The organism is Streptomyces sp. JW3, from assembly GCF_052216785.1.
GTDB lineage: Bacteria > Actinomycetota > Actinomycetes > Streptomycetales > Streptomycetaceae > Streptomyces.
Window position 1 is genome coordinate 1 of record NZ_JBQOUX010000013.1, and the last position, 13,284, is coordinate 13,284.

At 75.4% G+C, this 13,284-nt stretch carries 13 protein-coding genes; 8 read left to right on the forward strand and 5 right to left on the reverse strand.

Annotated features, from left to right (window positions below; all coding sequences use genetic code 11):
* Positions 1-63: 63 nt before the first annotated feature.
* Together ACTT8P_RS08090 and ACTT8P_RS08095 are read right to left on the reverse strand one after the other, a co-directional pair.
* Positions 64-603: a type 1 glutamine amidotransferase domain-containing protein gene (locus ACTT8P_RS08090; RefSeq protein WP_442830846.1), complete on the reverse strand. Its 540-nt coding sequence runs from the start codon at positions 601-603 to the stop codon at positions 64-66.
* Between the two features lie 26 nt (positions 604-629).
* Positions 630-1,007 carry a DUF2795 domain-containing protein gene (locus tag ACTT8P_RS08095; protein ID WP_442830847.1) on the reverse strand — a complete coding sequence of 126 codons (378 nt, stop codon included), beginning with the start codon at positions 1,005-1,007 and terminating at the stop codon, positions 630-632.
* Between the two features lie 212 nt (positions 1,008-1,219).
* On the opposite strand from ACTT8P_RS08095, the gene ACTT8P_RS08100 reads away from it, so the two are divergent.
* Together ACTT8P_RS08100 and ACTT8P_RS08105 are read left to right on the forward strand one after the other, a co-directional pair.
* On the forward strand, positions 1,220-1,420 hold the full coding sequence (locus tag ACTT8P_RS08100; RefSeq protein WP_442830848.1) for a hypothetical protein: 201 nt from the start codon (positions 1,220-1,222) through the stop codon (positions 1,418-1,420).
* A gap of 155 nt (positions 1,421-1,575) precedes the next feature.
* Complete coding sequence (locus tag ACTT8P_RS08105) at positions 1,576-2,034, forward strand: hypothetical protein (RefSeq protein WP_442830849.1); 459 nt, start codon at positions 1,576-1,578, stop codon at positions 2,032-2,034.
* Between the two features lie 28 nt (positions 2,035-2,062).
* Here ACTT8P_RS08105 and ACTT8P_RS08110 read toward each other — a convergent pair whose 3' ends face one another.
* On the reverse strand, positions 2,063-3,862 hold the full coding sequence (locus ACTT8P_RS08110) for a thiamine pyrophosphate-requiring protein (RefSeq protein WP_442830850.1): 1,800 nt from the start codon (positions 3,860-3,862) through the stop codon (positions 2,063-2,065).
* A 339-nt stretch (positions 3,863-4,201) separates the two neighbouring features.
* On the opposite strand from ACTT8P_RS08110, the gene ACTT8P_RS08115 reads away from it, so the two are divergent.
* The 4 genes from ACTT8P_RS08115 (at position 4,202) to ACTT8P_RS08130 (ending at position 8,849) form a co-directional block, all read left to right on the forward strand.
* Positions 4,202-4,999 (forward strand): RNA polymerase sigma factor SigF, encoded by a 798-nt coding sequence (locus ACTT8P_RS08115; RefSeq protein WP_442830851.1) that lies wholly within the window; start codon positions 4,202-4,204, stop codon positions 4,997-4,999.
* A 173-nt stretch (positions 5,000-5,172) separates the two neighbouring features.
* A complete protein-coding gene (locus tag ACTT8P_RS08120; RefSeq protein ID WP_442830852.1) occupies positions 5,173-6,138 on the forward strand; it encodes a hypothetical protein in 966 nt (321 codons plus the stop codon).
* A 219-nt stretch (positions 6,139-6,357) separates the two neighbouring features.
* A complete protein-coding gene (locus tag ACTT8P_RS08125; protein WP_442830853.1) occupies positions 6,358-7,779 on the forward strand; it encodes an aminotransferase class I/II-fold pyridoxal phosphate-dependent enzyme in 1,422 nt (473 codons plus the stop codon).
* Complete coding sequence (locus tag ACTT8P_RS08130) at positions 7,776-8,849, forward strand: MBL fold metallo-hydrolase (RefSeq protein WP_442830854.1); 1,074 nt, start codon at positions 7,776-7,778, stop codon at positions 8,847-8,849. The genes ACTT8P_RS08125 and ACTT8P_RS08130 overlap by 4 nt, the downstream gene beginning before the upstream one ends.
* Before the next feature lie 179 nt (positions 8,850-9,028).
* Here the strand turns inward: ACTT8P_RS08130 and ACTT8P_RS08135 are convergent, their stop codons facing one another.
* A complete protein-coding gene (locus ACTT8P_RS08135; protein WP_442830855.1) occupies positions 9,029-9,652 on the reverse strand; it encodes a DedA family protein in 624 nt (207 codons plus the stop codon).
* Entirely contained in the window at positions 9,649-10,422 is a 774-nt protein-coding gene (locus ACTT8P_RS08140) for an MBL fold metallo-hydrolase (protein ID WP_442830856.1), read from the reverse strand. Before ACTT8P_RS08140 ends, ACTT8P_RS08135 begins: the two co-directional genes overlap by 4 nt.
* 83 nt (positions 10,423-10,505) lie before the next feature.
* On the opposite strand from ACTT8P_RS08140, the gene ACTT8P_RS08145 reads away from it, so the two are divergent.
* On the forward strand, positions 10,506-10,907 hold the full coding sequence (locus tag ACTT8P_RS08145) for a hypothetical protein (RefSeq protein ID WP_442830857.1): 402 nt from the start codon (positions 10,506-10,508) through the stop codon (positions 10,905-10,907).
* Between the two features lie 167 nt (positions 10,908-11,074).
* Positions 11,075-13,213: an alkaline phosphatase family protein gene (locus tag ACTT8P_RS08150; RefSeq protein ID WP_442830858.1), complete on the forward strand. Its 2,139-nt coding sequence runs from the start codon at positions 11,075-11,077 to the stop codon at positions 13,211-13,213.
* Positions 13,214-13,284: the final 71 nt, after the last annotated feature.

A 13,284-nucleotide genomic window follows, 5' to 3' on the forward strand; every position in this document is an offset into this window, starting at 1 on the left:
GGCCCGCACGCGGGGGGGCCCCCCCCCGGCCCCCCCACCCTCGTCAGGTTGTCTCCGCTCCGCTCAGCCCGCCTTGGCGAACTCCGCGAGGAACGTCTCGCAGAACGCCTTCAGGTCGTCCGGCTTACGGCTGGTGACCAGGGTGTTGGGTCCGTGGTCGCAGACCTTGACCTGCTCGTCGACCCAGGTGCCGCCCGCGTTGCGGATGTCGGTCCGCAGACTCGGCCAGGAGGTCAGCACCCGGCCGCGTACGACGTCCGCCTCGACCAGGGTCCACGGGGCGTGGCAGATCGCCGCGACCGGCCGGCCCTGGGTGAAGAAGTCCTTCACGAAGGCGACGGCCCGCTCGTCGGTGCGCAGGAAGTCGGGGTTGGCGACGCCGCCCGGCAGCACCAGACCGCCGAAGGAGTCCGCCGACGTCTCGCCGGTCACCTCGTCGACGGGGAAGGTGTCCGCCTTGTCCAGGTGGTCGAACCCCTGGATCTCCCCGGACTGGGTGGACACCAGTACGGGTTCGTGCCCGGCGTCCTTCGCCGCCTGCCACGGCTCGGTCAGCTCGACCTGCTCCACGCCCTCGGGCGCGGTCAGAAATGCGATGCGCATACGGGTTCCTGTCCTCTCTCCCACGTTCAGCGCGCGTCCGTGAGGGCCTCGGCCAGCTCCTGGACGGTGGCGTAGCTCGCCTTGTGCGGCAGTCCCTCGACCCGCTCGACCAGGGACTCGGGCGCGTGCTCGCGCCGCAGCCCGCGGGCCAGTTCCCGCGGGCCCGCCGGGAACGCCCCGCGGGTCAGGTTCCGGGCCAGCTCCAGCCGGAGCGACTCCAGCAGGGAGGGCGCGCGGCTCGGCGTCACCGGGCCGTACGCCACCTCCGGGTCGTCCTCGGCGATCGGCTCGGGGTCGTGCCACTCCTCGGTGCGGGTGGGGTGCCCGGACCGCAGCAGACCTTGCAGTTCGTGCTTCATCTCGTCGTCACGGTGGGCGCTCAGCCGGTCGCTGCCTCGCTGCATGTCTCCCTCCAGCTCCTTCGGGGGTGGGCACCGCGTACCCGGCAGGCGCGGGGCAACACGGATTACGCCGGACGGTTCGGACCGGACGCGCGATGCGTCGCCGTCCCTGGACCCGCCCCCGCGCACGGCCCCGGTTTGCCCCGCGGACAGCGGGAACCCGGCCCTGGCCCCCCCCCTCGCGCCCACCCTCCTCGGGAAGGACGGACAGGACCATGGCGGTGCTGTTCACTGTGCTCATCCCGGTCCTCATGCTCGGCGTGGTCCTGGCGCTCGGCCGGTACGAGGAACTGCTGCTGCCGATCGCGGACCCGGCCCCCGCCGACCCGCTCGACGCGCCCGGCCCGCCCCCGGCCGGGCCGCCGCTCCCGGCCGTGCCGGACGCCAGGAAACAGCCCGGCGCGCGGGCGGCCTGACGGCACTCCGCGCGCCCGGACGGCACGGTCGTCCCGGGCTCTGTCGAGGTCCTCGGCGCACAGCGCGCGCACCGCCGCCGCCTCGAACCCGCGGATGATCCAGCACCGGTCGGCTCGAACGGCGGTGCGCCGTCGATGCGTTACCGTTCCGCGTCATGCGCATCCGGACGGCCGGGATCTCACTGAGCGGGCTGCTGCTCACCGCGGGACTGCTGGGCTTCGCCTACCAGGCGGTGGGGGAACCGGCGCGGTACCTGCTGTTCGAGTACGGCTGCGGGGACCCGGAGGACCGGCTGGGCCAGGCCCTGGCGGCGGAGGCCGTACTGGCGGCGGGGCCGGCCGGGGCCGGGGCCGGCCGGCCGTACCGCTCCTGCGACGACGACGACCTGTCCGTGGTCGCCGGGGCCTCCTACCCCTACGAGGGGTCCGCGGCCGCCGTCCGCGCGTACTACCGGACGGCCGCCCCGGACCAGGGCTGGCAGCCGCGGACGGACGCCTGCTACCGCAAGCGGATCGGCGGCACGACCGCGTACCTGACACTGGAGGCACCGGCCGGCCGCGAACTGTCGGTGGAGATCATCGCGGACCGGGCGGGCGGCGGCGCGTGGTGCTGAGCCGCCGCCCGCCCGGTGCGTGCGCCGCCTACTTCTTCTCCCGGCCGCCGCCCGGCAGGAACTCCTGCATCTTCGACTTGAAGCCCTGCTTGACCATCGAACCCCGGTCCGCGTCGCCCTTCAGGATCGCGGCGACGGTGGCCTCCAGCTGGTCCCAGGAGGCGTGCGGCGGGACCGGCGGCACCGCCGGGTCGGTGAGGAACTCCAGCACCACGGGACCGTCCGCCGCCAGCGCCGTGCGCCAGGCGCCCTCGACGTCCTCGGGCTTCTCCACCCGGATGCCGGTCAGCCCCAGCGAACGGGCGAAGTCGGCGTACCGCACGTCCGGCAGCTCCTGCGAGGGCAGGAAGGACGGCGCGCCCTCCATCGCCCGCATCTCCCAGGTGACCTGGTTCAGGTCCCGGTTGTTCCAGACGGCCACGATCAGCCGCGGATCCGCCCACAGCTCCCGGTACTTGGCCGCCGTGATCAGCTCCGCCATCCCGTTCATCTGCATCGCGCCGTCCCCGACCAGCGCCACCACCGGCCGCTCCGGATGGGCGAACTTCGCCCCGATCGCGTACGGCACCCCGCACCCCATCGTCGCCAGCGTGCCGGACAGCGAACCGCGCATGTCCTCGCGCATGGTCAGGTGCCGGGCGTACCAGTTGGCGGTCGAACCGGAGTCGGAGGTCACGATGGCGTTCGGCGGCAGCAGCGGGTCGAGGGCGGCGGCCACGTACTCCGGGTTGATCGGATCGGCGTCCAGCGCGGCCCGCCGCTCCATGGTGTCCCGCCAGCGCGTCACGTTGGCGCACACCGTGTCGTACCACTCCCGCCCCCGGCCGTCCTCGATCAGCGGGATCAGCCGCTCCAGCGTGGCCTTCGCGTCGCCGGCGAGATTCACCTCGTACGGATAGCGCATCCCGATCATGTGCGGGTCGATGTCGATCTGCACGCCGCGCGCCTTGCCGAACTCCGGCAGGAACTGCGAGTACGGGAAGGACGAACCGATGGTCAGCAGCGTGTCGCAGTCCCGCATCAGCTCGTACGACGGGCGGGTGCCCAGCAGACCGATGGAGCCGGTGACGTACGGCAGTTCGTCGCTGAGGACGTCCTTGCCGAGCAGCGCCTTGGCGACGCCCGCGCCGAGCAGCTCCGCCAGCGTCTCCACCTCGTGCCGGGCGCCGGCCGCGCCCTGGCCGACCAGGATCGCCACCTTGTCACCGGAGTTGAGCACCTCCGCCGCCCGCCGCACCGACTCCTCCGAGGGAACGGCCGTCCAGGAACCGCGGTCCAGACTGGACGGCACCATTTTGAAGGCGTGCGTCGGCGCCGAGTAGTCCAGCTCCTGCACATCGCCGGGGATGATGACCGCCGTGGGACAGCGCCGCGCGTAGGCGGTCCGGATCGCCCGGTCCAGCACGTTGGGGAGCTGCTCGGGCACGGTCACCGTCTCCACGAACTCCGAGGCGACGTCCTTGTACAGCGTGTGCAGGTCCACCTCCTGCTGGTACGAGCCGCCCATCGCGGTGCGGTGCGTCTGACCGACGATCGCCAGCACCGGCACATGGTCGAGCTTCGCGTCGTACAACCCGTTGAGCAGGTGGATCGCGCCCGGTCCCGAGGTCGCCGCGCAGACCCCGAGCCGGCCGCTGAACTTGGCGTAACCGACCGCCTGGAAGGCCGACATCTCCTCGTGCCGGGACTGCACGAAACGCGGCTGGTTGTCGGACCGGCCCCAGGCCGCGAGCAGCCCGTTGATGCCGTCCCCCGGGTAGCCGAACACCTGGTCGACTCCCCACTCGCGCAGCCGCTGAAGGACGTGGTCGGAGACTTTGGAACCCATGGAAGGGACCTCCCGGGTGGGGTGCGGGTGATGCGGCGGCAGTCGTACGAGTCCCCCGGCGGCGGACCGGAAACCTCCCGGGTGTTTGCCGCGCGGCCGACGGGGCAGGCGGACCCTCAGTGCTTCGGACAGGAGGCACGCCCGTGGGAGCGGCGCGACGCCGCCCACGGCGGCGTCCGTCCGTACCTACGGGACCTTCGGACACGCTCCCGCGGTGACCGCCCGACCTCCCGGTCGCGCCGTCGCACCGGCGTCCGTCCCCGCACCCCCGGTCGTACCGGACGAGCCGCCGCCGGACGTGACGGCGGACCCCGCACTCCGAGGGAGTTGCGACGCACCATGCCGATCCGAGTTCCCGCCAGGCCCCACCCGCACGACGACGCCCCCGACACCGCAGCCGCCTTCCGCGAACTCACCGCCCTCCCCGACGGCCCCCGGCGCGACGCGCTGCGAGACCGGATCGTCGAGGCCTGGCTGCCCATGGCCGAACGGCTCGCGGGCCGCTTCCGCAGCCGCGGCGAGAGCTACGACGACCTGCGCCAGGTCGCGGCCCTCGGCCTGGTCAAGGCCGTCGACCGGTACGACCCCGGACTGGGCAACGCCTTCGAGAGCTACGCCGTGCCGACCATCACCGGCGAGATCAAACGGCACTTCCGCGACCACATGTGGACCCTGCACGTCCCGCGCCGGGTGCAGGACCTGCGCAACCGGGTCCGCCGCTCCGGCCAGGACCTGTCCCAGACCATCTCCGGCCGCCGCCCGACGGTCGCCGAGATCGCCGCGCACGCCGACCTCAGCGAGGACGACGTACGGGAGGGCCAGGAGGCGCTGGAGAGCTTCACCGCGCTCTCCCTGGACGCCGAGCTGCCCGGCGGCGAGGACGGCTACTCGCTCGGCGACGTGCTCGGCGGGCCGGACCCGGCGCTGGACACCGTCGTCGACCGCGAGGCCGTCCGCAAGCGCCTCGCCGCGCTGCCGGAACGCGAACGCGCCATTCTCTACATGCGGTTCTTCGACGACATGACGCAGAGCCGGATCGCCGAGGAGCTGGGCATCTCCCAGATGCACGTGTCCCGGCTGATCAGCCGGTGCTGCCACCGGGTGCGGGAACAGGTGCTGCGGGAGCCGGCCGGCTGAGCCAGGGGCCGGGGCGGTGGGCCGGGGTGTGAAACCTGGTCTGTCACCCGCTCGGGCGCCCGGGTCCCGCGAACGGAGCAGGGCCGCGCGCGGGCCGGCGCCGGGCGGGCTCTGATGGCACCGGGGGCGCGAGTGCCGTGCCCCCGCAGCCGCCGCTCGAAGGAGCCCGCCCCATGCCCACCGGCCGCACCGAGGGCCGCGCCGCCCGCCGCCGCGCCGCCCGCGTCCTGACGACCACCGCCCTGGCCGTTGCCGCCCTGGGCCTCGGCACCGCGCCCGGCCTCGCGGCACCGGGGGTGGCGACCGCCCCGCCGGTGCCCCGGGAGGAGGCCGACCCGGGCTTTCCCGACGAGGTCCCGGAACTCCCCGACGGGGCGGAGGTGCCCGAGATCCCGGACGCGGCGGACGACGTCCTGGAGGAGGACGACTTCGGAGCCGTACTCGGTGCGGAGGAGCCCTTCCAGGACGGCACCGGTCCGGCCGGACGGGGCGGCGGGGCCGGCCGGGCGACCGCCGAGGTGAGCCCGGCCACGGTCCGGCCGGGCGCCCACGTCACCGTCTCCGTCTCCTGCCCGCCCGGCGGACCCGCCCCGGCCGCCCTGGACGCCACCTCGCAGGCGTTCGAGAAGAGCACCGTCAAGCTCCACAAGGTGGCCGGCCACGAGGTCGCCGGTCACGGGGACTCCGGTCACGGGGACTCCGGTCACGGGGACTCCGGTCACGAGGGCACGACCGCCGGGCCCGCCTACCGGGGGACCGCCCGGATCGCCCCCGCCGGTCATCTCGGCGTCCGGACGGTCGACGGCAGCTGCCCGGCGGCGCACGGCAAGGGCCATCCGTGGAGCGCGAAGTTCACCGTGTCGAAGACGGGGGAGGCGGGCGGCGGCAAGCCGCCCTGCCCCGAGCCGGCCCGCCCCGGCGCGCCCTGCGCGACCCGGCCGCCGTGCCCGGAGTCCGTGCCGCACGGCGGGTCGTGCGGCGACGGCACGGTCCCGAACGGCGTGCACGCCGGAACGGGCGGCACCTTCACCGACTCCGTACCCGCCCTGGTGGCCGGCGGCGTCCTGATCGCGGGCGCCTTCGCCGCGGCCGCGCACCGGCTGCGCCCGCACCGCCGGCGGACCGCCGGGGACGGCTGACGGCGCGGGCCGGTCCGGCGCGCCCGGGACGGCCCGCCGCACCCCGCACCCCCTGTGATCCGCTGTGATCCGCGCAACCCGCGCCCGGGGCCATGGGCGGCCGGTGCGCTGGGTACTCAGAGGACGACCGGTGTCACCACGGTCAGCGGGCGAAACGGTGCGGGGCGGACCGGCCCGGCGGCGACGGGGCAGCAGTGGAACGGACTGGCGGAGGTACCGATGCGGCGGACGGCCCCCGAAGGTCACGGCCCCGTCCGGTTCGGGCCGCCGCCCCCCGACGACGGGCTGCCGGCACCGGCCGAACTCCTGGCCGTCCTCGCCGCCGCCGCGGACCGCACCGGCCAGGACCCGGTCGGCGGCGCCCCCGCCCTGCTGGCCGCCGCCGCCGGTCACTGGGACCGGCGCGGCCTGCCCACCGCTCCCGGTGAGGTGGCCGCCGCTCCCGGCGCCCCGGCCCTGCTGCTCGCGCTGACCGCGGCGCTCGGCGGCGACGTCCTGGTGCCCCGGCCCTGCGCCGCCTGGTGGGCACCGTACGCCCGGCTGCTGGGCAGACCCGTCTTCCACGTCGCCACCCCGGCCGAGTGCGGCGGCGTACCCGACCCGTACGCGCTGCTGGAGACGGTGCGCCGGGTCCGCGCCGAGGGCGGCGATCCGCGGCTGCTGGTGCTGTCCGTCGCCGACGACCCCACCGGCACCGTCGCCCCGCCCGAGGTGCTGCACGAGACCGTCGAGGCCGCCGTCGCCGAGGGCCTGCACCTGATCAGCGACGAGACCTGGCGCGACACCCTGCACGACCCGCACGACACCGTGCTGATCAGCCCCGCCGAGATGCTCCCCGAGCACGTCACCGTCGTCACCGACCTGGCTGGCGCGCTGCTGCCGCCCGGCTGGCCGGCCGCTGTCGCCCGCCTCCCCGCATCGCCGGTCGGGAACCGTCTGCACGCGCGCGTGCTCGACGTCCTCACCGCGCTCGGCGCCCGCGTCGCCGCCCCGGTCACGGCCGCCGCCGCGTACGCCCTGTCCGAACCCGAGCCGGTCGTCGCCCACCGGGCGGCCGCCGTCCGCCTGCACGCGCGGGTGGCCGCCGCCGTGCACGCCGTGGTGACCGGCGCGGGCGCGCTGTCCCGGCCGCCGCGGGCCGGCCGGCACCTGTACGCCGACCTCGGCCCGCTGCGCCTGGCGCTGGCCGAGCGCGGCGTCGGCGACGCGCAGGAACTGGAGGACTTCCTCACCGCCCGGCTCGGCACCCCCGCCCCCGGCGGCCACCGCTTCGGCGACGACCTCGCCGCCTTGCGGGTACGGCTGTCCACCGGCCCGCTGCTGGGCGCCACGGACGAGCAGCGCGCACGCTGCCTGACCGCCCCCGACCCCCTGGAACCGCCGCACGCGCAGCGCGCGCTGAACGACCTGAAGTCGGCCTTCGGCGATTTCCACGACGGCGGTCCCCGCGGCGGTGATCTCCAGGACGGAGGTGCCCGCGACGGAGGACCTCGCGGCGGCGATCCCCACCACGATTCCCGCGACCACGATTCCCGCGACCACGATTCCCGCGGCGGCGGTCCTCGCGGCGGCGATCCCCGCGACCACGGTCCCCGCGGCGGCGATCCTCACGACGATCGGCGATGGGAGCACCCTCGATGACGCAGCAGTCCGAGCCGGCCACGAGTACGCCCGCCCAGGGCCCCGCCGCCCCGTTCCCGCCGCCGGCCCCGCCCCGGCCGCTGGCCGAGCGCCGGATGTGGCCGCGCACCTTCCACGACCGGCTGACCGCCCCACTGCCCGGCCTCAAGGCCACCGCCCGGTTCGCCCGGGAGGGCGCGGTCCGACCCGGCCGGGAGGGCCTCGCCGACATCCCCCGGCTGCCGGTCGAACCCGGCCCGCTGCCCCGGGCCGGCGCCCACGACATCGCTGTCACCTGGGCCGGGCACGCCAGCTGGATCGTGCGGATCGGCGGGCTGACCGTCCTGACCGACCCGGTGTGGTCCCGCCGTATCCTCGGCACGCCCGCCCGGATCACCCCGGTCGGCGTCCCCTGGGACGCGCTGCCGCGCATCGACGCCGTGGTCATCAGCCACAACCACTACGACCACCTGGACGCGCCGACCCTGCGCCGGCTGCCCCGCGACACCCCGGTGTTCGTGCCGGCCGGGCTCGGCCGCTGGTTCCACCGCCGCAAGTTCACCGTCGTCACCGAGCTGGACTGGTGGGAGGCGGCCGAACTGGGCGGCGTCCGCCTCGACTTCGTACCGGCCCACCACTGGTCCAAGCGCACCCTCACCGACACCTGCCGCAGCCTGTGGGGCGGCTGGGTGCTCACCGCCCCCGACGGCCGCCGGGTGTACTTCGCCGGCGACACCGGGTACGGCCACTGGTTCGCCCGCATCGGCCGCCGCTGCCCCGGTATCGACCTCGCCCTGCTTCCCATCGGCGCCTACGACCCCCGCTGGTGGCTCAGCGACGTCCACTGCGACCCGGAGGAGGCGGTCCGGGCCGCCCAGGACCTCGGCGCCCGCCGGATGGCGCCGATGCACTGGGGCACGTTCGTCCTGTCCGCCGAACCCGTCCTGGAACCCCTCACCCGGGTCCGGGCCGCCTGGCAGCGGGCCGGGCTGCCCCGCGAGGACCTGTGGGACCTGCCGGTCGGCGCCTCCCGGACGCTCGCCGCCCGCCCCGCCGGCCGGCCCGCCGCCCCGTCCCGGCGCCGGGCGTGAGCCAGGAACACCGCCGGCACCGGGGAACGGTCCTCGGCCCGGTGCGAGAGGACCGGATCGGGCAGCGGCGCGCGCGAAGTCACGTCGCACACCCAGGTGCCCGGCCGGGCGGCCGCCCGCATCGATGACGACCCTCGTCCGCCGGCGCGCGCTGATCCCGGCCGCGGGGCCGGCGCCGGTCACGCCTTCGCCGGCCCCCGCAGCCGCTTCCACACGCTGGGGGCCGCGCCGATCACCACCGTCAGCACGACCGCCGCGACCACGCCCTCCCACGGCTCCCGGAACAGCGAACCGCCCAGAATGCCGATCAGCTGGTACGTCACCGTCCAGGCCAGGCAGGCCGGCAGGTTGCCGCGGGCGAAGCGGCGGGTGGGCCACTTGGCCATCAGGCAGGCCAGCATCACCGGGATGCGGCCGGCCGGCACCAGCCGGGACAGCACCAGCACCGCGACCCCGTGCTCGGCGAGCTTCTCCTGCGCCTGGGCGAGCCGGTCCTCGGGAGCGCGCGAGCGGATCGCCTCCAGCCAGCGCGAGCCGTTCTTCGACCGCATCCCGCGCCGCCCCAGCCAGTACAGCGTCACGTCCCCGAGGAACGCGGCCAGCGACGCCGTCAGGAACACCATCCCCAGCGAGATCGCCGTCTGGTGGAAGGCGACCACCGCCGCCGAACTGACCAGCACCCCGGTCGGCACCACCGGGACCAGCGCCCCGATCAGCACCAGCAGGAACAGCGACGGATAACCGAGGGCCTGCTGGGTGGCCTCCGTCGGGACGACCGTCACGGCCGATCCGAGCCAGCTCACCGGGCGGCCTCCAGAAGCACCCGCTCGCCGTGCCCGAGCCGGTGCACCGCCACACCCGGCGCGTGCAGCGCGGCCAGGCGCACGAACTCATCCCCCGGCGCGTGGAACTCATGGGGGCGCACGGCGTCCATCCCGATCGGCCAGTACGTGCCGTAGTGCACCGGCACCGCGCTGCGCGGCGCCAGCCGGGCCAGTGCCTGGGCCGCCCGGCCCGCGTCGAGGTGCTCCGCGCCCAGGTGCGGCCCCCAGCCGCCCACCGGCAGCAGCGCCGCGTCGATGGGCCCGACCGCCTCGGCCATCTCGTCGAACAGCCCGGTGTCTCCGGCGAAGTAGGTACGGGCCTCGCCCTCGATCACATAGCCGAGGGCGGGGGAGCGGTGCGGCCCCAGCGGCAGCCGGCGCCCGTCGTGCCAGGCCGGCACCGCCCGGATGCGCAGGTCACCGATGGTCGTCCGGTCGCCGGGCGCGACCTCGGTGACCGCCAGGTGGGAGAGCCGGCGCAGGCCCGGCACCGTGCGGGGCGCGCCCCGGGGCACGAGCAGCCGGGTGCCCGGCGCGAGCCGCGCGAGCGACGGCACATGGAGGTGATCGGCGTGCAGATGGGAGACGAGCGTCACGTCCGCCCGCCACGCCTCGGGCGGGGGGAGCGCGCCCCGGCGGCGGCGCAGGTGGGCAAGTCGACGAGCGAACAACGGGTCGGTGAGCACACGTATGTTCGAGTCCTGGACCGTGCAGGTGGCGTGACCCCACCAGGTGACCTCCACCGGCACCTCTTTGCCTCCTTCGCGCGACTCCCCCGAAGCCTACGTCCAGGAGTAGTGTCGGCGGCGAAACCGGAGGTGAGGGGGACGCCATGGGACCGGTGAGAGTGACGGCGATCGCGAGTCTGACGCCGCTGGAGGAGCTGGACGCCGACCCCTTCCTGGTCGACTCCCGCAGCCAGCACGCCATGTGCGCCCGCTGGGCCGCCGAACGCGGGTACGTCGTCGCCCGGGAGCTGCTCGTCAGCCGCCTGCGGCCCGACCACGACGTCCTGTGGGACGGGGTCCGACCCGGCCACGACCTGTTCGTGGCCCCCAGCCGCCGGGTGCTGGAGAGCGCGCTCGCCTCGGTGGAGGAGTTCACCGCGCAGTGCGCGCGGCGCGGGGTCCGGGTGGAGACCGTGGGGCACGCGGAACCGGCGTACGACGCCGAGATGAAGGCGTGCGTGCACCGCCGGCTGTCGATGCCGACGGCGGGCTACGACGGCCGCTGACGGGGGCCTCATCCCCGTCGGGCCCCCGGCGGCGCCGGCTGTACCCGCCGGTCTAACCCCTGGCCCGTCAAACCCCCGGCCGGACCCGCCCGCGCCTTGTGACACGCTGGAGAGCGGTCCGTGTCGGACGGCGGGCCGGGAACGTGAGGTGTGCGGAGCGTGAACGCGTGAACGCGGGGCGCTGGCGGCGGGTCGCCAGTCAGATCGGCCGGAGTGTCACGGTGTGGGCCGTTTCCACGGTGACCATGCTGGTGCTCGCCGGCCTCCTGCCGGACTTCCAGCTCCAGTCCGCCAACGAGGACAGCGCGACGCAGATCGCGGTGACCGCCGCGTTCGGCGCCGGCGCCTTCGGTCTGCTGTCGGCGCTGGTGTGGCCGCTGCTGGTCCGGCTGCTGCTGCTGGTGCCGGCCCTGGTGCTCGGGCTGCTGGTCTTCTTCCTCAACGGCGCGCTGCTGCTGGTGGCGCTGCGCGTCAACCCGGCCGCGCACGGTGCCGCCGGACCGGAGACCGCGGTGGTGGTCGCGGCCGTGATGTCGGCCGTCGCCTCCGCCACCGGCGGTGCCCTCGCCGTCCGCGACGACGACGCCTACCGGCGCCGGCTCTACCGCCTGGCCGACCGCCGCCGCGGCACCGCCCCGCCCTGCCCGAGCGGCCACGGCACCGTCTTCATCCAACTGGACGGCGTCGGCCACGACGTACTGCGGACGGCAGCCGGCAAGGGCGCCATGCCCACCGTCGCCCGCTGGCTCGGCGCCGGCACCGCCCCCGGCAGCCACCGGCTCACCCACTGGCGCACCGACTGGTCCAGCCAGACCGGCGCCAGCCAGCTCGGCATCCTGCACGGCTCCAACCACGACGTCCCCGCCTTCCGCTGGTACGAGAAGGACACCCGCGAGGTCATGGTCTGCAACCGCCCCTCCAGCGCCGCCGAACTCCAGCGCCGCGCCGTCGAGCACACCGGCGACGGCGGCCTGCTCACCCTGGACGGCGCCAGCCGCGGCAACCTCTTCAGCGGCGGCGCCGACCAGCAGGCCCTGGTGCTGTCCATCGCGGTGCGCCGGCGCAGCCGGGAGACCCGCTCCCGGGCCGGGTACTTCGCCTACTTCTCCGACCCCGCCAACGCGGTCCGCACCGCCCTGTCCTTCGGCGCCGAGGTGGCCCGCGAGATCGGCCAGTCCGTGCGGGCCCGCGCCCGCAAGGTCCGCCCCCGCGTCTCGCGCGGCGGCCTCTACCCCTTCGTCCGGGCCTTCGCGACCGTCGTCGAACGGGACGTCGTGGTCGCCGCGGTCATCGGCGACATGCTGGCCGGCCGCACCGCCGTCTACGCCGACCTGGTCGCCTACGACGAGGTCGCGCACCACTCCGGACCGCACAGCCGGGACGCCGAGAAGGTCCTCGCCCGCCTGGACCGCTCCCTCGCGCTGATCGAGAAGGCCGCCGAGCACGCCCCGCGCCCGTACCGGATCGTCGTGCTGTCCGACCACGGCCAGAGCCCCGGCGAGACCTTCCACGCCCGCTACGGACTCACCCTCGCCGACCTGGTCCGGGCCGGCTGCGGACTGCCCGTGCCGCGCAAGGCCCAGCGCACCCACAGCGGCGCCGAGGCCCGCAACACCGTCCGCGCCGCGATGGGCCGCCCGGTCGAGGAGGGCGGCGAACAGCACCGCCCCTCGCGCCGCCGCTCCGAACCCCTGGTCCTGGCCTCCGGCAACCTCGGTCTGATCTCCTTCCCGGACGTCGGCCACCGGATGAGCCGCGAGGAGATCGACGCCCGCCACCCCGCGCTGCTCACCACCCTCGCCAACCACCCCGGCGTCGGCTTCCTGCTGGTCCGCAGCGAGGCACACGCCGACGACGAGTACGACGGTCTGGTGCTCGGCGCGCGCGGCGCGGAGATACCGCTGGACCGGCTCGGCGAGGACCCCGGCCCGCTCGCCCCGTTCGGCCCCGGCGCCGCCGACGCGGTCCGCCGCACCCACGCCTTCCCGCACACCGCCGACATCATGGTCAACTCCTCGCTCGACCCGGCCGACGGCGAGGTGCTCGCCTTCGAGGAGCAGATCGGCTCGCACGGCGGGCTCGGCGGCGCCCAGTCCAAGGCGTTCCTGCTCTCCCCGACCGCGCTGACCGCCCCGGTCGCCGAGGGCTCGGAGCTGGTCGGCGCCGAACATGTGCACCGGGTCCTGCGCCGCTGGCTGCGCGAGTCCGACGGCCCGCAGATACCGCTGGACGATTCACCGCCCGAAGCGCACGAGGACGCACCTTTTGCGATGCCGGACGGGGTCGTACAGGACAAAAGCGCCTGATTCGGCCGACCGCCCGGGAGTGCCCGACCATGGGCGGCGCCCGGCGATCCCGGGCCGCACCACCGGAAAGG

Coding starts and splice junctions, on each gene's coding strand:
- ACTT8P_RS08090 (WP_442830846.1), bottom strand. CDS start 603: ATGCGCATCGCATTTCTGACCGCGCCCGAGGGCGTGGAGCAGGTCGAG.
- ACTT8P_RS08095 (WP_442830847.1), bottom strand. CDS start 1,007: ATGCAGCGAGGCAGCGACCGGCTGAGCGCCCACCGTGACGACGAGATG.
- ACTT8P_RS08100 (WP_442830848.1), top strand. CDS start 1,220: ATGGCGGTGCTGTTCACTGTGCTCATCCCGGTCCTCATGCTCGGCGTG.
- ACTT8P_RS08105 (WP_442830849.1), top strand. CDS start 1,576: ATGCGCATCCGGACGGCCGGGATCTCACTGAGCGGGCTGCTGCTCACC.
- ACTT8P_RS08110 (WP_442830850.1), bottom strand. CDS start 3,862: ATGGGTTCCAAAGTCTCCGACCACGTCCTTCAGCGGCTGCGCGAGTGG.
- ACTT8P_RS08115 (WP_442830851.1), top strand. CDS start 4,202: ATGCCGATCCGAGTTCCCGCCAGGCCCCACCCGCACGACGACGCCCCC.
- ACTT8P_RS08120 (WP_442830852.1), top strand. CDS start 5,173: ATGCCCACCGGCCGCACCGAGGGCCGCGCCGCCCGCCGCCGCGCCGCC.
- ACTT8P_RS08125 (WP_442830853.1), top strand. CDS start 6,358: ATGCGGCGGACGGCCCCCGAAGGTCACGGCCCCGTCCGGTTCGGGCCG.
- ACTT8P_RS08130 (WP_442830854.1), top strand. CDS start 7,776: ATGACGCAGCAGTCCGAGCCGGCCACGAGTACGCCCGCCCAGGGCCCC.
- ACTT8P_RS08145 (WP_442830857.1), top strand. CDS start 10,506: ATGGGACCGGTGAGAGTGACGGCGATCGCGAGTCTGACGCCGCTGGAG.